This window comes from Raoultibacter massiliensis, from assembly GCF_900199545.1.
Taxonomy (GTDB): domain Bacteria; phylum Actinomycetota; class Coriobacteriia; order Coriobacteriales; family Eggerthellaceae; genus Raoultibacter; species Raoultibacter massiliensis.
The window spans coordinates 302082-321135 of the sequence record NZ_LT962670.1 but is presented as its reverse complement, the minus strand read 5'-3'; the positions used below and the strand labels follow the sequence as shown (position 1 = coordinate 321135).

Below are 19054 nucleotides of genomic sequence, written 5' to 3'. Positions count from 1 at the left end.
TTGCGTCGAAGCCCTATTCGTCGTCGAGATACCGACGCAAACCCGCAAGATCCTCGACGATAATGGGCCTCAACTGCTTGGCGATATAGCCCCGCCCCCGCAAATGGGAGAGAGCATTTGTCACCGTATTGCGATGGGTTCCGATAATGCTCGCAAGCTCATCGATCGTGTACGGAATTGTCTTTCCGTCGCTTACCGCAAGGGAGTACAGCAAGCCCGCCAACCTTCTTACCCCATTCTCGAACGAAAGGTTCGCGATCTCCTCTGTCTGCGAATTCATAATCTGGAAAAGGTATTCGATATAGGCAAGATAATAATCGGTATGCCCGTTGCAGAACGCAAGCAGGTCATCGGAGTCGATCGCAAGCAGCTCGCAATCCGTTGCAGCCATTGCCGTCGACCTGGTTAGGCGATTACGTTTGAATCCCTGGAACCCGAACTGCGTCCCAGCCGTATGGTAGAACAGCGTCTTCTCGGCGCCCTCGCGCGATGTGAGGTACAGACGCACAACGCCGCTGATCAAGTGATACGTAAAACGATGTCTTTCCTCTGCAAGAAAAAGACATTCGCCCTTTTCCACTCTCTTCACGGCAACAGGAATCTCATCTTGCGCAAGAAGCTCCTCGGTTGTGAACACGGCCGAAAACCTATCGGCATCGATAAACTGGGGCAGCACCATTTCGCACATCCTCCCACACCCTCAACCGCGGGCGCCGATGGCGATTCGGCACCCGCGCGTCTCTTTAGCAATAATACACCGAAGGCTTCGTCTTCTCTTCGGGCAGCAAGACCTCTGCCCCCCTTTCCGCAATCGCCTTGGATATATCGCTTTCTGGATCGCTGATATCGCCGTACACACGGGCTTCCGCCGGACAGCTGCATACGCAGAGAGGCTCTTCCCCTTGCTCAAGACGAGGCCTGCACAAATCGCACTTCACCGCGTGGTTCGCTTCTTCATCAAGCGCAGGAGCACCATAGGGGCACGCCTGGACACAAGTCCCGCACCCGATGCAAACCTCGGGATCGGATTCGACGATGCCGTCTTCCTCGCGCTTATGCATGGCTCCCGTCGGGCAGTTTGCAACGCACAACGGGTTTTCGCAATGATTGCACAGATGCGGGCGAAACGTGATGCTGACATTCGGATATGTTCCGCTAACCAGGTAATTCTCATCGGCTCCAATCGTTTCAAGATATCCGAGATATGTTCCGTCGGGGCATTCGTGCAGAATCTTGCATCCCACCACACAGGTTTGGCAGCCCACGCATCGAGCCGTATCGATGAGCATGCCGTATTGTTTTTCAGCCATTGTTCCCCCTTATGCCTTCTCTACTTCAACTATGATGTCGTTGAAAGCGCTGTTCGTTTGCGAGTAATGCTCCTCGGCGGGGCTCAGAGTGAGATGGCTGAGGAACTGATGGTTCCCTTCGATGGTGTGCTCGGGAGTCCAGCCCGCCTGGGCAGCCGTCACTCCCGGCATGATACCTTCGGTTACAAACGCTTTCATCTTCACTTCACCGCGGTCGTTGAAAATGCGAACGATATCGCCATGCTGGATGCCGCGAGGCTCAGCGTCGACAGGATTGATCTGGAACAAAGGCTCAGTCTGCACGATATCGAGCGACGGATTGTCGCAATGCTGCGTATGCACGTTCAGGCGGTCATGATAGGTAAGATGCATAAGCGGATACTTTGCAGCAAGCTCGGGGTCGGATGCTTCGAGCGCCGGCGTGTGCCTGGGCACCTGTTCGTCAAACTCAACCATGCTTTCGGTATAGAACTCGAATCGCCCCGTAGGAGTCTGGTACGTCTGATCTTCAAACACGATGAGCGGCTCATCGTAAATTCCTGTCGGCATGCCCCACATGCCCTCTTTGATCGCCTCGTCGAAATCGAATCCCTCGAACGCCGAGCTTTCAGGATTCGGCCAGCTGCGCACCCACTCTTCGGGCGTCTTCGACCAGTACTTTTCCAAACCAACGCGCTCGGCCAGCATCGTCATCATCTCGCAATCGGATTTGCTCTCCCCAAGCGGCTCGATGGCAGGCTTCACCAGAAACACCCACGGAGCGCGATCGTAAAGATCCCAATACTCCCACAACGACGTTGCCGGTAGCACGTAATCGGCGTACTTCGCCGTCCATGTCCACCATGGGTCGGCTACAACGATCGTCGAAATCTGAGGAAAAACCTCGTCGATAATGCGATGGGCATCGGGGCTTTGATTGAGAAAGTTCGATACATTGAACCAGATAAAGTCAACGGGAACGGGATCATGCTCGACGGCACACTGGTAAATGAGCGAGCTTTTAACCATATTGGCTTCCTGGCCCGTTTCCGCCCATTCGTCAAAATTGAACTCGGGAGCCGTCTCGCCGGGGATCGGCTTGTTGGCTTTTGTACCCCCGGCATGGGAGGCTCCGCCGCCGCGAACCCCTACATAACCAGCCACCGCTGCAAGCGTTGCAACCGTACGGAACGATTGGTAGGAGTTGAATGTGCGCTGCATGCCTTGGCCCATGCGAATGCCCGCAGGCTTCGCCTCAATGTATTCCCTCGCAAACGTTTCAATAACCTCCACAGGAACACCCGTAAGCTCCGAGGTGCGATCGAGCGTGTACTCGGCCGCTGCTTCTTTCAAATGAACGAACGCGGGCTTGCACGCCACGCCATCCACATCGAACGACCCTTCGATGGGAGCATCAATGCCCTCGGCATCGACGGGAACGGCCTTGCTCTGGGCGGGGTCCCATACCATGTAGGTATCTCCCTCGCCGCGCAAATACGAACCATCGTCGTCGCGGACCAGAAGCGATCCGCAGCTGTGCTTGCTCAGAAACTCTTTATCGTGAAGATCGTTTTGAATGATCCAGTTCATCATGCCCAACGCCAAAGCGGAGTCGCCGCCTGGTTTGATGGGTATCCACTGATCGGCGATGGTTGCCGTGGAGCTGAAACGCGGATCGATATAAACGATTTTGGCACCGCGCTCGCGAGCGCGCACGATGTAGCGCAGTTCAGACGTATGGGTATCGGCAAGATTGCGCCCCCAAATGACGATCATGTTCGAATTCTGCTCGTAATCGCGGGTGTCATGAGCGCCGCGAATGACGCCGTAGACCATTTTCATGCCCATCGAAGCCCCATGATCGCCCATGATCCCTTCGATATCCCATGTTGTACCGCCGTAGCACGCGGCAAAGCGCGTGGCCGACTGCATGGCGAGCTTCGATTGGTTGCCCGTAAACGAATAGAACGAGCAGGCGGTAGATCCGTACTTGCTCTTCGATTCCTCCATGCGCTCTGCAATCTCGTCCATTGCCTGATCCCAGCTGATGCGCTCGAATTCGCCGCTGCCTCTCTCTCCGATCCGCTTCATGGGATACATGACACGCAGGTCCTCGTTCTGAACGCGCTCGATATATGACATGGAACGCAGGCAGGCGTTCGCGTAGTCGGGACGACCCGGCATCTCGCCCGGCTCAACAGCTACGAGCTTTCCATCACGCACATGACCCTTCAAGAGGCATCGCGATGTGCAATTGTAACTACAGCACGCATACGAATACTCGGTAGGCGCAACTGCCGCTCCAGTGTTTTCACCCTGCTCGGACTCTTCGGTAACCTTCGGCGCACACCCTGCGATGGCACCTCCAAGCGCCGAGACCACCGTAATCCAACCGACCCCCTTGATAAAGGTTCGACGGGTAAGTTTGCCATCCTTGATAAACTCGGTCGGACTGGTTTCCCGCAGTTCATGCAACGAACCGTTCGCCTGAAGAGACGACGAGGCACGCTGTTCTCGTTTCACCATACGATTTCCCCCTACTGGATTGGTTGCGAAGCCGCATTAGGCCTCGCTTGCCTTACTTCTACTCGCGCGATAAGCGCATCTTAGAGGTCGTTCCCGATGCCGTTCCACACAGTTTTGGGTGGGAAGCTCAAGCCTTCCGCTATGCTTTGCCGCATCGGGCATGGGACATGAACAGCATCCCCAATCCCAGTAACACCGTAAGCGCGCCCTGGAACGCGAACACCACCACCGCATCGTCCACAAAAGAAAAGACGAATCCAAAACCACCGCTTGCACATGCTATCCCCAGATCGATGCCGTTTTGTTGCAAAGACAAGACCGAAGAGCGCAACTCATCGGAAATCCTCGCTGCGATGATCGCAAGCACGGTTGTCATAGAGCCGAAATACCCGAACCCCACCAGAAGTCCCGAAGCAAACAGTACCTCGCAACCCCACGGCAAAAACCCTAAGGCAACTATTCCCGCACCCATACTGACGAACAAGACGGCGAGGATCTTCATCCGAGGCGCCCTATCGCTCATCCACCCCGCAAGGGGATTCGCCGCCAGACCCCCAACCCCCATGAGCGTGAAGTAGAGCCCTGAATTGATATCGGGCAACACGCCTGCGATATACGGGGCAGCAAACCCGAAGAGGAGTCCGTATCCCAGGGCCGCGACAAAGGTTGCCCCCAACACTCCTCCCACCAGCAAGGGCGCACGTGTGACGGTTTCCTTCAGAATGCGCACAAGGCTTCTTTCATCCCGTCGCAGATTGCTCTCACGTTGTGGCGACAGCCCTGCGCGTCCTGCCGCATCGGTCGTCTCAAACGATTTCGAACGTTTGGCAGAAATGCCCAAAACCGCAAATCCAGCAATCAAAGCAAAGAGTCCCATAAAGCAAAACCCCCAGCGAAAGCCGCCACCCCCTACGAGAGCAAAAGCCAAAGAAGGACCGAACAGAAGCGATGCGGACGAAACAAACCGGTACAGCCCGAGGCAGAATCCCGTTTTTCCCTCGGGCACCAGAACGGCAACCAAGGCCGTTGCGCAAGGAAAGAACGCCGCAAGACCAACGGATTGGACGCATCTCAGCACGACGAAGCACCAAATCTGATCACATAGAGCCATGAGGAATCCCGATGCGGCAAACGCAGAAAGCCCGAAAACCATGACGGGTTTGGCACCATGTCTATCGGCTAGAGGGCCGAAAAGGAATCGCAGGGCAATAGCGGTGACCATGAATACGGACCCCTGAAGTCCAGCGTCGACCATCGTTCCACCGAGTTCAACCACGTAAAGCGGCGAGAGCGCCATGAAAGCATTGTTGTAGGCGTACGCGACAAACCCTGCAAAGAACAGCAAGGCGACCGAACGCAGCGCGGTATTCGACATCCCCCTCCCGTCCTGCCAGGCAAGCGCCGTGTCCCCCCAGCGCTTCGCCCAGTATAGGTTTCCCCCACGATGCCGTCTGCACAAGATTGTGTGGAAGCGAGCAAGAAAAGCCCGACTCGCGGCTCAGCGCAAGAATCCGAGCGAATCGTCTTAATCTTCGATACCTTCGCCATTCCGGATATCGAGGATATCGTCGAAACGGATACGCGTTCGAACCACCGTGATCGTGCGGGATGCCACGTCGATGTCGCTCACCATCCCACACGAAGTCGCATAGGCATCGCCATCGTAGTAGGTGATGCGCACCATCGTCCTGCGCTGCACCCGCGAAAGCTTTCCCGAAAGCGCAAGGGCCTCTTCTTCGGTCAACTCGTGTTTCGGCTGCACTATGCACTCACGTTCGCGGATAAGTTCGTAGTAGCCCCGTAAGGCGGCAAAGGGCATGAACTGCTGTGCCCGGCTGGCACGAGGGGCGCGACCGCCTTGCTGCCGAGCCTGATCTGCTCGGGATATGCGCCGGTTAGGCATGGTGGCCTCCAACCTGCTCGTTGCGCTCGCGAGCCGTGGCCTTCTCCGTCAGGCTCACCCCCCGCAAAAGGGCGTTCTTGCCAAACTTATCCTTAACGGCGAGCATCGCTTTCTGAAGGCTCTTCTCTTCCGCTTCGGCCTCTGGATCGGTGAACAGATCGACCGTCGCGAACTCTTCCGGCACCACTCCGCCGAAGCCCACGTTGATGCGGCGGATCGGCTTATCCGTTCGGGTGGTTTCCCGATACAGATCGAGAAAGCGCGGCATGAGCTTGGAATGCAGGTTCGTCCGATCGGTTTGCCTGCGCGTTCCTCCCGTATGGGGAATATTGCCCCGCGCACCAATGGAGCGCCTCCCGTGCCCCCCGTCAAAGTATCCTTCGGCAGGAACCTCAGCATCCTTCTCTTTCTCATAGCCTACATACAGGGAAAGGGATTCGGCAACGAGATGCTTTTCCACCAGTTCTAAAATCAGCTGATCGGCCATCTCCTTCAACACGATAAGCCCCTCATCATAACTGTAGCCGCAGGGCAGCACCTGTCCGCTTCCCATAGAATGGGAGCTCGGCTCGTACGCCTGGATCTCGGCGATGGTGCACGGCTCGATGCCATGGGCGTGATCGATGAGATATTCGGCATTCACCCCGAATTCGCGGTAGAGGGCATCTTCGTCCATCTGACAAACGCCGCGCAAATCGTACACGCCGAACTTTGCGAGGCGCTTCGCAATGCCGGGTCCGATGTTCCAGATGTCGGTGATAGGCATATGCGTTTGTATGGTGAGCTCGAATTCCGCCTGGTCAAGATAACCAATATGATCGTCGACATGCTTTGCCGTGATGTCGAGCGCAACCTTGGCAAGAAAGAGGTTCGTGCCCACGCCCGCCGTCGCGCAGATGCCCGTCTCCTTGAACACCGCATCCATGAGCATGGCGGCGAACTGCTTGGCAGTCATGCGGTACAGTGACAAATAGGGCGTTGCATCGATAAAGCATTCGTCAATCGAGTAGGCATGGATGTCTTCGGGTGAAACGTATCGCAAGTAAATCGAGTATATATCGGCAGAGGTCTCCATATAGAGTTTCATCCGCGGCTTCGCCATGGTATAGCGAACGTCTTTGGGAATCTCGAACACACGGCAACGATTCGATATGCCAAGATCCTTCATGGCCGGGGAAATTGCGAGACAGATCGTTTTCTCCGTGCGATCAGGGTCGGCCACCACAAGGTTCGCGGTAAACGGATCGAGTCCTCGCTGCACGCATTCAACGCTTGCGTAGAAGCATTTCAGATCGATGCATACGTAGGTACGATCTTCGGACACGCCTTCTCCTCTTTGCTCGCCTCAGGTAAAACATTTGTTCGTATAGTATATCGCAAACGAGCGGCGTTGCATGGATTGGAAGAAGAGCCTCCACGAATTTGAAGCGATCAGCGTGCGGTCGCCCGCTGCTCTGCCAGCAGCAGATCAACCATCCTGCCGTAGCCGCCCACTCCGTCCGCTTGGTTATTCGCTTTCAGATAGGTATCGTTGACCGATGTGGAAATGTCTGCGATCACGCCATCGTAGCGGGCATAGTGCCGCGAGCTTTGCTCCATATCGCGCTGCACCTCCGAAGACAAACCGGCCCGCACTTTCGACGCCGCTTCGGGATCGACCTTCGCAAGCGCCGAAATCGAACGGGTGAACGCAGAGTACAACCCGCTGTACCGCACGAGAGGGTCGTCGATCTGCTTGCACGCAAGGTACGCGATGAAGTTCGCCTCGTCTTCGCGCATGAAGCCGCATTGGTGCGCAAGCTCGTGCGACATGGTAAAGGGCAGGGTGAACAAAGGCTCGTTAACGTTGATGTTTGATTCCATGGTGAAGGGAACGAATATCCCGGCAATGCCCGCTTGCGACATCAGCTCGGAAAGAATCACCGGCTTTGGCGTCGAATACAGCGGCCGCTCCAACACCGGGTATTGCTCTGCCAGCAGCTGCACCGCCTCTACCGAAAGATGCGCATACCGCTCGAAATCGCCTGGTTCAAGGGAGAAAACGTCCGCATCGTCTTCCAGCTGCCCCCTCGTCTCGTTAAGGCCGTCGGCAAGGGATACGCAGAGCTGCTCCAACTCGTCTACGCTATGCTCCTCCACCTCGTAGCCCGTATAATGGGTAAACGTATACCGGTAGTAATTCAACCCGCCCGTAAAAGTGAAGCAAAAGTAAACAACGGAAAGCATCGCGACGGCGCCCGCTACGCCCCGATACGCAGTCGTCCCGCGCTCGCTCCTATTCACAACCATCTTTCGAATGTAGTAGACAACGTATCCCAAGAAGAACAGCAAAAGGAACACTGCTAACCACTCGGCTACTGAAAAGCTTGCAAGCGAGGGCAGAAACCCAACCGTCGTCGACACGATCGGATACGCTGACAAACTGTAGACCTGCTCGGTCCAGGCGGGGTTTCCCTGGGCGTAGAGCGTCGTCGCAAACGCAATCGCTCCGAGCGGGATGAACAGCAGCCTCTTGAGAAGGAAGCGCCGCGCACCATGGCACGATATCTTGGCACCCTCTTTTTCTGCAGAAGCCTCCATGCAATGCCCTTCCCTTGACGAATGCGGCGGTGCGCATCGGATTCCGAGACCCTATCGGTGCCACCCATTGTAGTGCCTATCCCGCAGCCGCAGCGCGCTTTGTTTTCCACGGGTTGCCAGAACCGTACGACGGTCGACAAGGCGAATCGCCGCCTACGCGGCACGGCTCGATTCGGCTCGGGCAACGATTGCCCGCATGTCCTATAATACGACCCGCGAACTGAGGGATTGCCGAAACGCCTGCACGAAGCAGTGAAGAGAACCCGAAAGCGCCGCGTGGCGCGAACAAGGCGCACGCGTTGGTTTGTTAAACGAGAGGCACCACCTTTGAACAAGCTCGAAAACGCAGCTCTGGGCCAAAGCGTCCCGCAGGCGCTCGTCAGATTCGCGTTGCCGGTCGTCGCAGGCCTGTTTCTCATGCGAATCAGCACGATTATCGATGGCATTCTGGTCGGCCAAGCCATCAGCACCGTCGGCGTCGCCGCCGTTACCATTTGCGACCCCTTCGTTTTGCTTGTAACCTCTTTGGCGGTTCTCGTCGGCGATGGCGGCTCATTCGTCATCGCGTTGAGCCTCGGCGCGAACGATCCGAAAAAAGCGGCGAGAACGGCGGGTACGGGAATAGCCGCCGCAGCCGTCCTCTCCTTCGCCTTCGCCCTTGCAACCACAGTGCTCGCAGACCCCCTGCTGCGCCTTGCGGGCGCCACCGAAGAGATCCTTCCCCACGCGCGGCCTTTCTTGCAGATAATCGCGTGGAGCAGCCTGTTCACCACAATTGCCACTGGCATTTCGTCTTACGTGAGAACCGCAGGATTCCCAGGTCGCGTGTTGGGAATTCAAGCTACAAGCATTCTGATCAACATCGTGCTCGGCTATCTGTTCGTTATCGTTTTAGAAGGAGGCACGACCGGCGCCGCCTGCGCCACCGCAGCAGGGCAAGCGGTTGCCGCAGGCGTAACCGCAGCGTTTCTCCTGAAGCGGGACATGCCGTTCAAGCTGAAGGCGCGCGATGCCGTGCCGAGCTCTCGGCTCCTGATAAGAACAGTGGCACTCGGATTCCCCTCAAGCGCCCTGCGCCTCACCGATGCCTTCTGCAATTTTGCGATGCATGTACTCGTAGCCGCTTTCGCGGGCTCGCTTCTGCACGGCGGAACAACGGTCAGCGGCGCACTCGCCGCATCGGGAATAGAAAGCGCCGTAGTTGCTTTTCTTCTGGTGCCTGGGATCGGAGTCGCAACCGCGGCCCGCCCGCTCATCGGATACTGCTGCGGAGCCAACCTTCCGAAGCGCACGCTCGAGTTCGCAAAATGGACGCTCGTATGCGGCTTCGCAGCTCTTCTGCCCCTTTGGGCGGCAGTCGAGCTCGTTCCCGAATTCTTCGTTGGCGTATTCGGGCTCGGCAAAGACGATATTCCCTTCGCCTGCTGGGTTCTTCGGATATCGGCCCTCACTGTTCCGATATCGATGGTGCGCATCCTGGGCACAAGCTATTTCCAAGCATCGGGACAAGCGAGAATCGCGAATCTGCTCATCGTGCTGCAGCAAGGATCCTATATTCTCACGAAGTTCGCCGTGTTCCCCTTCCTCCTGCCAAGCTTGATGCACATCGGGCATCTGCAGTCTTTGTTCCTCGGCTCCATCGGCGGCAGCCTCGCCGCAGTAGCGATAACGGGGATTTTCCTTTTTCGGGAATACCATGTCATCAGGAAAAAGATCGCAAGCAGCGAGGCATAGGATTCTCGAGGTTCCGTAATCCCCTTCGAGACGAGACGCCGCGCTCAAAGCCTGATACCATTACTTGAATAGTAATGGTATCAGACGGAGTTTTCCGCTTCCGTTGCGTGTCAGCGCATTCCGATAGGCACGGTTTCTGTTTCTACCGCCACAATCGGCAAAAACTCGCCGATTTCAGTAGACGTCAACCGACGATCGCCCGACGAGAGGAAATCCACGATGAAAAAGTACGAATACGCAAGCATCGCCTACGAAACCCTCATGTTCGCCTTCGCTTCCGAACACCGCGCAGTCATCGACGACTACGCAGCGAGGGGATACCGATACGTCGATTCGATAATCACCGAAACCGACGCCCACGGCCGCCCGCGAAAGCTCGATCTGATCTTCGAAATAGACGCCTAACGGCCGACTTGTTCAAGATGGCCCCGATACTCTCTCGGTACGGCGCTTGGTAGCACTTGACAAAATCAGAACCACCCGTGAAAACGGGTGGTTTGCTCTAGGGGTATAACCCCAAGGATTACCAGCCAGCGCCTAAAGACGCTGGCCTTCACTTGTGTTCAGGCCGTATAGCTTTTGACTCGCAACAAGCCACTTAAAGTGGCAGCTTGCCTTGTCCTTTGATGAACGGGTCTTCGTATTCTTTAACGCTTAACTTGTCGAGTGCAATGTCGTGCTTTTCTTGTTCGCGAATGTATTTTGCAATAGCGGCCTCATTAAGACCTACCGTGCTTACGTAGTAACCTTCGGCCCAAAACTTCCTGTTACCGAACTTGTACTTGAGATTGGCATGCTTGTCGAAAATCATCAGGGAACTCTTTCCCTTCAGATACCCCATAAAACTAGAGACGCTTATCTTCGGCGGAATGCTCACTAGCATGTGAACATGATCAGGCATGAGGTGCCCTTCTAGTATCTCAACGCCTTTGTATCCGCATAGTGTGCGGAGTATGCTCCCAATGCTAGTCCTCAATTGATTGTAGATAATTTTGCGCCTATACTTCGGAGTGAAGACGATGTGATACTTACACATCCACTTCGTGTGCGACAGGCTATGCGACTGTTGCGCCAAATTAATCACCTTCCTAATTCGCTGGACGACCTGAACAATCGCCATTGTATAGGAAGGTGATTTTGTATAACATCTGTCGCGCACCCGCATAGCGGGTGGTTGATATCGTCCGCGCTTTGCGCGGCCGACGGGCTAAAGCCCTAACAAAAGGGTGCAGCGATTCTTTCGCTGCACCCCATCGCAAAACACGCCATAAGAGAACCCTGGAACTATGCTTGCTTACAAGAGTTTTCTTTCCTTCATCCGACGCAACGCCGCAGCGCCCGCCATAACGAGTCCGGCAACGGCGGCAAGCCCTATAACATGAATCGGCAACGCCGTATCTCCCGTCTTGGCAAGAGCATAAACCGTACTCTGACCGTCTCCTTCATCATTCGACTCGGTAGCAACCGCATTCCCGCCGTCGCCTGCAGCCTGCCAAACAAGCTCGAACGGACCGAACTGCTGCGACGGAACGTCGAACAACACCCCGGCATCGGTTTTCACAACCTTCAGAGAATGCGCTTTCGCCTGCACGATCTCCGCATCGAGGTCAGCTGATTCCATGTCAAGCGTGTAATCGCGGGTTAAGCCCTCGAAGTAGGCTACCGCAATTTCGTCTTCCTTGCTTACTCCCTCGGGATAGGGCCAGAACACGGTCACGTCTTCTCCATCGGCGCCTACCCACGCGTTGCCATTCGCCATGTCGACGAGATCGACGTACTTGAACTCATGGGAGGTTTCCCGAGATGCATCGATCGTCTTGCTGACAGCGGCAAGCCCCTTCTCGTTGAGCACCTCCACACGATCTTGGCTGCCGAGCACTTCGGGAAGAAGGTCATCCCACAAAAGGCCGATCTTGGATCCTTCGCCAATGGGCAGAGCGGGATTCCCGCTGGTTAGGAAGCGCGTCCCCTTCGCCACGTGGGCATGAGGATCAGTGGCTCCGTCGCATCCTCCCTCAATCGTGCCCAGATCGCAATATCCGCCATCGGACACGCTCAGGGCATTGATTGCAGCCTTGCTGCTAGCAGAAGGGGCCAGAGGGCTTTCCGAATTGTAAACCGGGCGCAAGACGGAAGGGTCGAGAGCAACCGCAGCATCGGCGTTTGCCACGGCGCGCACCTCAACCGTTGCAGCCTCACCTGTATCGCTGCCTGCCGCAACAACAGTGCCGTCATCGGCGAATTCAAGTACAGTGCCGTCAACCTTCAGCGTCGCATCGGCGGTGTCAGCGCTCTTCCACGCTCGAAGCTCGTACACACCCTCGTCGGCAACGCCATCGACAGGAGCTCCCGATCCGTCAACCCATTCCCATTCGAAAGGAAGCGCGTCCGAATCGGAAAGCGGTTCGTCGTCGACGGTAATGCTGTCCACGTCGAACGCCCACTCGGGATCGGGGAGTGCGTTTTCACCCATACCGCCCTCGTATGCGATCAGAGAATAGGCGGAAACGGCAGTTGTCTCGATCTCGACCACGCCATAACTTCCATCCGCGTTGCGAACCGGCTCAAAGCCTTCGGCGCAATAATCGGCAGGGATCTCGGAGCTGAATTCGCCACCCGAAACCACCATCTTGTTTTCAGCAGATCCCCCCTCTTCGGCTGTAACGTTGAGAGCGGGAACTCCCTCGGCCGCACTCACAGAGCCCCCTTGGATATGCACCACGCTGTTCGAACTATCGTAGTATTTGCTGCTGCCGTCAATCTGTATGCCATAGCAGTCTTGGATAACCGTGCTGTCGCCAACCTTGCCTTGGGTGCTTCCCGTGGCGATCACGGTTCCACCCGTCATATCGAGCACGCCCCCGCGCATCAGGATGCCGACACCCCCATCTGCGTAAATCGTGCCTCCTGAGATGTTGAGCACGCCGGATTGGGGATGATAGATGCCGCAGGCGATGTATCCGTCCGAGACGATATGGCCGATGAGCGTGCCGCCGGTAATGTCGATTGTCGTCCCGCCGTACGCAATCGCATCGGTATTGGTTCCGTTGCCCGCAACGGCGGCATTGTCGGTGCCGACGATCACGCCACCGGACACTTTGAGGTACGCGCCGTTGCCAAAAACGCCAGGCCCTCCCTCAGGAGCAATTTGATACCCTCCCTCGATAAACGCCTTGCTTTCAACAGGGCTCGCACCGGGAACCGTCGAGCCGTACACCGCAACCGTGTAGTTTTTCATCGATTCGATCGTCCCGCTCTTCTGGGTAAAGACGCCCCCATCCTTCACTTCGACGACAACAGCCTCAGAACCCCTCGCATCACGCGTGTTGACAATCTTCCCCGCTGCATAGGTTACGCTTTCGAAATCATCGCTTACAGCAGGATCGGCAACGGCCTTGCTGTCTTCGACAACAAGCTCCCCCGTGACGCTAATGGGCTTATCGACGGAAAGCGTGAACCCCGAAAGATCCAACGCGATGCTTTTCTCGACAGACACCGCTATGTTTTCTGCGGTGTTCGCCAAAAGCGCAACGGTCTCGCCCTCGCCCGCATCATCGATCGCAGCTTGCACCGACGGGTAATCCACGCCGCCGATCGATGCGACGGGATCGGGTACGACGACGCCCCAGCTGCCGTCTCCCCCCTGAACCGGCTCGTAGCCTTGCGCGAACATATCGTCGGCGGGCTTTGCGGAGAACGTACCGCCAGAAATTGCCGCGCCGCCCAATACGTTATCCGTTACGATGGCGGTTTTCCCGCTGCCGCCACCCATGAAAGAGCCTCCTTTGACGACAATCGTGGCCTCTTGCCGGTTGCCCCCGTCTCCTCCAGCATTGTTGTTGCCAACGTGCACGGCCTCGCGCTGCGAAGACGAAAACTCGCCGCCGTACACCGTTGCAGAGGTCTCGTACGAATCACCCGCTACGTAAAGCGCGTAAAACGTTGCCGTATGCGTTGAATCGTTCACGCAATCGACCGTCGAAAACGTCCCCCCGTAAATGTCGGCCGAGCCTCCCACGATCGCAAGGCCACCCTGAACGCCCGTGACCGTGCCGCTTTCGAACGCGAGGTATGCCCCATCAGCCTCAAGACCGCTTCGAACCGTATAGCCCCAATGGCTATCGCAGGCGCTGCACGACGTATTCTTGAAGTCGCCGCCCGAAATGGTCATCGTTCCGCCGTTTTCCACCACGGAATACCAGGGGCTTTCCCAATATCCCCCCTCGATTGCAGTCGTCGATCCTTCTGCGGTGCGCAAGGCAGTTGCGTTGGTGTCGTATCTGCCGCCCTTGAAAGTGGCATTTCCGCCCGCACGGTTCCAGATGTTCACCGAATTGCTCTCAAGCGTACCACGAAACGTACCGTCGACCACGGTGAGCGTACCGTAATTTTCAATAGAGCCCCACCCGTTCTCCCGGGCTCCACTCACATCGATCGTTCCGTCGCCCTGCACAACCAGCGTGCCGCGATTCACGATGGGGCGGCCTTTGAATCCGTCGCTTGCAGCGGCGATACGGTGTCCGGCCATATTGAGAACGACGTTTTGGCCTTCTCGCACCGTTACGATGTCGTCGGAAATCATTTCGACGTCGTCGAGCATTCTGACAACCGTCTCGGTCCCATCGAACGGAACGGCGGCGAACGCGTCCTTAAGCGTTGGATACATCTGGCCGCTAACCTCCGCTACGCCCGCCGACAAAGGAGCAGCGGATACGTCGCTATCGTCCGTCTCGCCAAGGACGTCGTCCGCGGCAAGCGCTTTCGGTTCTTCCGTCGGGTTTTTCGAAGACGCCGTCTCGCCCCCATCCAGAAGTCGACCTTCTCCGCTGCCGTCATCAAGCTGAGGCGCCGCAGAATCCGCAGCGGAGAGCGCACCCCCCCCCGATGCCCAGGCTACCGTTGGCAATCCGAACGACATCGCCAGGGCCATCGAGAGAACTATCGACATTGTGCGTTTCAGTGCGTCGTTTCGCTTCACGTTCTCTCTTCTCCTTTCGAGTCAATTACAACTGCTTTAATTGTGTTTTACCTGATGAAATCAGATTTTCACATACTATTTAGTACAGCGAAAAACAGCTGTCAACCGTTGCAGTACCCGAAAAGGACATGAGAATAAAAATTTCATCGATTGGATGAAACCAAATTGGATGAGGCGCTCTTAGACGCCGCAAGCTCTTCTATGTTAGATATGCTGCTTTTTCCTTCTCATGGTGTTGCAATAGTAGCGAAATAAGCAACTTTTGCGACAAAAACCACTCTGAAGTGCTATCGATCAGATTTTAGAGACCATTATCTTCAAAGAGCCACATCCGAAACGCTTTGAATTTCATGATCGAGCCGTACGTCCTATCGCAGAAAATTACATGGATATCCAGTGTCCAACCCCACAGAAGCTCGAAAGAAAAAAGTCAGGACATACGTCCTGACCTGTAATTTTGGTCGCGGGAGCTGGATTTGAACCAACGACCTCCGGGTTATGAGCCCGGCGAGCTACCAGACTGCTCCATCCCGCACTATGGTGCCAACTTGCATCCATTCGATATATCAAGAACAGGAAAAGCGGCAAGAAGATATAATACTCTGCTCGACCCTTTCTGGCAAGAATTGTTTTTTCCTTCACAAAATGTGCGGAATTGCCACTCCGAAGGCCGCAGAATCTCTGCCAAATCCGATGCCAACCCGTACGTATTATGAGGTGAAGCCGCCAAAAGCTGCCCCATGCGACATTCGCTGTATTACAATCGAATCGAACAAAAGCGCATACGCATTCGAATACGAGGTACCTGCAATGACCGTCATCGACGTCCATGCCCACATCTATCCCGAAAAAATCGCAAGCAAAGCGGTTGACGCTATCGGCAGTTTCTACAGCACATCCATGTATGGGAAAGGCACATCGGAGCATCTTCTCTCCTCGATGGAAAACTCCCCTATCACCAACTTCGTCGTGCACTCGGTAGCAACTAACGCCCATTCGGTCGAAAGCATCAACGACTTCATCGCATCGGAATGCGCTCAGCATCCCGAATTCACCGGGTTCATGGCCATGCACCAAGACTACGCCGATCCGGAAAAGGAGATCGAGCGAGCCGTAGAACTTGGTCTCAAGGGCATGAAAATCCATCCCGACACGCAGGAAGTCAACCTCGACGACCCCCGTCTCATGAAGGTGTACGAGATGATTCAGGGCCGCCTGCCCATAATCATTCATATGGGCGATTATCGCCACGACTTCTCGCATCCTCGACGGCTCAAGAACGTTCTGCACGCTTTTCCCGACCTTGTTGTTGACGCTGCGCATTTCGGGGGTTGGTCGATGCCGGAAGTTGCCTACGATCTCCTCGGCGAGGAACGCTGTTTCATTGATATGTCGAGTTCGATGTTCTGGCTCGGCAAGCGCCGCACCAAAGAGCTCTGCAAGCTCTACGGCACCGATCGCGTTTTATTCGGTTCCGATTTCCCCATGTGGGATCCCGTTTCGGAGTACAACGCGTTCACGAGTATAGATTTTTCCGATAACGAGCTCGAGGACATGCTCTGGCACAACGCGGAACGCTTCCTCGGATCAGCCGTCAACGGCTAGCCCTGGAAGGCGGAGCTTGCAGGCGCTAGCTGCAAAAACGGCAAGGTGACGAATATGACCGTAATCGACATTCACGCGCACATCTATCCCGAGAAGATCGCAACGCGAGCGGTAAGCTCCATTGCCGGCTTCTACAACATGTCCACAGAAGGCGAAGGCACCTCTGAGGGCCTGGTCGCCGCAACGGCAAACTCCCCCATCACCAACTTCGTCGTTCACTCAGTTGCCACGAGCGCCCATTCGGTCGAAAGCATCAACTCATTCATCGCGTCGGAATGCGCGCGGCATCCCGAATTCACCGGGTTCATGGCCATGCACCAAGACTACGCCGATCCGGAAAAGGAGATAAAGCGAGCCGTAGAGCTTGGCCTCAAAGGCATCAAGCTCCACCCCGACATGCAAGAAGTCAATATCGACGATCCGCGGCTCATGACCGTCTACGAAATTGCCGAAAGCCGTCGGCTCCCGATCATCATGCACATGGGCGATCGGGAGCGAACCTGCTCTCATCCGGCCCGACTCAAAAAGATCCTGCGCACCTTTCCCTGCCTCATCGTGAATGCAGCGCATTTGGGCGGGTGCCTGGTACTCGATCTCGCCCTCGAGCTTCTCCGCGAGGAGCGCTGCTTTCTCGACGTATCGAGTTCGATCCTCTATGTCGGGCAGAAGCGCACCAGAGAGCTTTGCAGGCTTTACGGCACCGATCGCATTCTGTTCGGATCGGACTATCCGCTCTGGGACCCTGTAGGCGAATACGAAAAATTCATCGGATGCCGCTTTTCCGATGACGAGCTCGAGGATATGCTCTGGCACAACGCCGAACGCTTCATCGGCGAGAAGATCGGCTGACCATACGTCAAAACGGCGCCCAAAGGACGCCGCCGAAACCATTGCTCTGAAAGTCGGGGCAACCCAGCGGCTACTCCCCTTCTTTCCCCTCTTCCTTTTCAACATGCTCGATCATCATGTCGATCTTGTCGATGCGGCGAACATCCATCTTCTTGACGGTGAAATCGACTTTCGTCTCACCCTCTTCGGCAGACACCTTGTCGCCTTCCTCGGGAATCTGCCCGAACAGGTCGAACAGCAAGCCGCCTGCAGTTTCGCAATCTCCCGCCTCTTCAGGCTCGAAGCCCATGAGCTCCGAAAGCTCGTCGATAGGAAGCGAGCCGTCCACCAGATAGTGACCGTCGGCGAGCTTCTTCACCTCGTCGGTATCGTCGTGCATGTATTCGTCATCGAGCTTGCCGACGATCTGGCCCATGATGTCGCTCATGGTCACAATGCCCGACGTACCGCCGTGCTCGTCAACCACGACGGCGATCTTCGTGCGCTTTTCCTGCAGGGTCTGCAGAAGCTTCGCGATCGGAATGCTTTCGGGAACCGCATGGATCGTGCGGATCTTAAGATCGTCCATCGTCGTACCCGCAGGTAAGCTGTACAGGTCTTTGATGTGCACGAACCCGACGATATCGTCCTTGTTGCCGCGGATCACGGGATAGCGCGTGTACTTGTACTGCTGCATCGTCTTGACGTTTTCCTCGAGCGTGTCCTCAAGGTCGATGCAGATAAGCTCGGTGCGCGGGGTCATGATCGCCTCGGCGTCTTTGTCGCCAAGGTCGAAAATATTATCAACATAGGTATTCTGATCGGCGTCGATCAGGCCGCTTTCGGTGCTCTCATCGATGAGCAGCTTGATCTCCTCACCGGTATACACCTCGTGCTCGTTGGCAACATCGTGACCTGCGAGTTTCATGACGCCGTTCGTGATGGTGTTGAACAGCCACATGACCGGGTACGTGATGCGGTAAAACCACACGAGGGGCGTCGCCGTCAAAAGCGCGTACTTCATGGTGCTGAAAATCGCGAGCGATTTGGGAATGAGCTCGCCTACCACAATATGGAGGGCGGTGATGATAATGAAGCCGATGGCAACGGCGATGGCCGAGATGGCAGCATCGGGCAATCCGATGGCTGCAAGCAGCGGATGGATGAGCTCCGATACAGCGGGCTCGCCCAACCAGCCAAGCGCCAAAGAGGCAAGGGTGATGCCGAGCTGGCAAGCAGAAAGGTACGCGTTGACGTTGTCGGCAACGAGCTTGGTATTCTTCGCTCCTCGCCTTCCCTCGTCGACGGCCATTTCGACTTGGGATTTTCTCACGCGAACGAGAGCGAATTCTGCAACGACGAAGAACGCGTTCATCAACAGAAAGAACAGGACAAGAAAAAGGCTTAGCGCAACGGGCATTAAAGCTGGTCTCCTTAGGTTCGGTTTTCAAGACTGCCGCGGTCGGTTCCTTATGCCGACCCAATGCAATAGCAGCGTTTTTGATTGTCCTTATCTTTTGTATCAGGTTATCGGGCACCTTGCAGGCTCATCGTGCAATATCCAGAAGAGATACAGCGATTTGGCGGCGATCTGTTGCCACAAAAGAAAGA

Annotated in this window: 14 protein-coding genes and 1 tRNA gene; 4 read left to right on the top strand and 11 right to left on the bottom strand. The window is 55.9% G+C overall.

Features of this window, described 5'->3' with window-relative positions; genetic code table 11:
- Nucleotides 1-13 precede the first annotated feature (13 nt).
- The 7 genes from C1719_RS01360 to C1719_RS01330 form a co-directional block, all read right to left on the bottom strand.
- Nucleotides 14-679, bottom strand: a complete 666-nt coding sequence (locus tag C1719_RS01360) for a Crp/Fnr family transcriptional regulator (RefSeq protein WP_180963408.1) — start codon at nt 677-679, stop codon at nt 14-16.
- A 64-nt stretch (nt 680-743) separates the two neighbouring features.
- On the bottom strand, nt 744-1310 hold the full coding sequence (locus tag C1719_RS01355; RefSeq protein ID WP_102373457.1) for a 4Fe-4S dicluster domain-containing protein: 567 nt from the start codon (nt 1308-1310) through the stop codon (nt 744-746).
- Nucleotides 1311-1319: 9 nt separating this feature from the next.
- Nucleotides 1320-3815: a molybdopterin-dependent oxidoreductase gene (locus C1719_RS01350; RefSeq protein ID WP_102373456.1), complete on the bottom strand. Its 2496-nt coding sequence runs from the start codon at nt 3813-3815 to the stop codon at nt 1320-1322.
- Nucleotides 3816-3954: 139 nt separating this feature from the next.
- On the bottom strand, nt 3955-5190 hold the full coding sequence (locus tag C1719_RS01345; RefSeq protein ID WP_102373455.1) for an MFS transporter: 1236 nt from the start codon (nt 5188-5190) through the stop codon (nt 3955-3957).
- 150 nt (nt 5191-5340) lie between these two features.
- Nucleotides 5341-5577: a YolD-like family protein gene (locus tag C1719_RS15940; protein WP_245874238.1), complete on the bottom strand. Its 237-nt coding sequence runs from the start codon at nt 5575-5577 to the stop codon at nt 5341-5343.
- Between the two features lie 133 nt (nt 5578-5710).
- Nucleotides 5711-7042, bottom strand: coding sequence for a Y-family DNA polymerase (locus C1719_RS01335; protein ID WP_102373453.1), 1332 nt, complete (start codon nt 7040-7042; stop codon nt 5711-5713).
- Nucleotides 7043-7149: 107 nt separating this feature from the next.
- Nucleotides 7150-8298 carry a DUF3810 domain-containing protein gene (locus tag C1719_RS01330; protein WP_102373452.1) on the bottom strand — a complete coding sequence of 383 codons (1149 nt, stop codon included), beginning with the start codon at nt 8296-8298 and terminating at the stop codon, nt 7150-7152.
- 327 nt (nt 8299-8625) lie between these two features.
- On the opposite strand from C1719_RS01330, the gene C1719_RS01325 reads away from it, so the two are divergent.
- Both C1719_RS01325 and C1719_RS01320 read left to right on the top strand, forming a co-directional pair.
- Nucleotides 8626-10032, top strand: a complete 1407-nt coding sequence (locus C1719_RS01325) for an MATE family efflux transporter (RefSeq protein ID WP_102373451.1) — start codon at nt 8626-8628, stop codon at nt 10030-10032.
- Between the two features lie 219 nt (nt 10033-10251).
- The gene (locus C1719_RS01320) at nt 10252-10437 is read left to right on the top strand and encodes a DUF4177 domain-containing protein (protein WP_102373450.1); all 186 of its coding nucleotides are present in this window, start codon (nt 10252-10254) and stop codon (nt 10435-10437) included.
- Nucleotides 10438-10630: 193 nt separating this feature from the next.
- Here C1719_RS01320 and tnpA read toward each other — a convergent pair whose 3' ends face one another.
- The 3 genes from tnpA to C1719_RS01305 all read right to left on the bottom strand — a co-directional run bounded on the left by tnpA (nt 10631) and on the right by C1719_RS01305 (nt 15545).
- Nucleotides 10631-11152, bottom strand: a complete 522-nt coding sequence (gene tnpA, locus C1719_RS01315) for an IS200/IS605 family transposase (RefSeq protein ID WP_180963402.1) — start codon at nt 11150-11152, stop codon at nt 10631-10633.
- 174 nt (nt 11153-11326) lie between these two features.
- The gene (locus C1719_RS01310; protein WP_146007817.1) at nt 11327-15010 is read right to left on the bottom strand and encodes a hypothetical protein; all 3684 of its coding nucleotides are present in this window, start codon (nt 15008-15010) and stop codon (nt 11327-11329) included.
- Between the two features lie 458 nt (nt 15011-15468).
- Nucleotides 15469-15545 (bottom strand) — tRNA-Met (locus C1719_RS01305).
- A gap of 275 nt (nt 15546-15820) precedes the next feature.
- Here C1719_RS01305 and C1719_RS01300 point away from each other — a divergent pair.
- Nucleotides 15821-16615, top strand: a complete 795-nt coding sequence (locus tag C1719_RS01300; protein WP_102373945.1) for an amidohydrolase family protein — start codon at nt 15821-15823, stop codon at nt 16613-16615.
- Nucleotides 16616-16669: 54 nt separating this feature from the next.
- Nucleotides 16670-17464: an amidohydrolase family protein gene (locus tag C1719_RS01295; RefSeq protein WP_102373448.1), complete on the top strand. Its 795-nt coding sequence runs from the start codon at nt 16670-16672 to the stop codon at nt 17462-17464.
- A 70-nt stretch (nt 17465-17534) separates the two neighbouring features.
- Here the strand turns inward: C1719_RS01295 and C1719_RS01290 are convergent, their stop codons facing one another.
- Nucleotides 17535-18863, bottom strand: coding sequence for a hemolysin family protein (locus tag C1719_RS01290; protein WP_102373447.1), 1329 nt, complete (start codon nt 18861-18863; stop codon nt 17535-17537).
- Nucleotides 18864-19054: the final 191 nt, after the last annotated feature.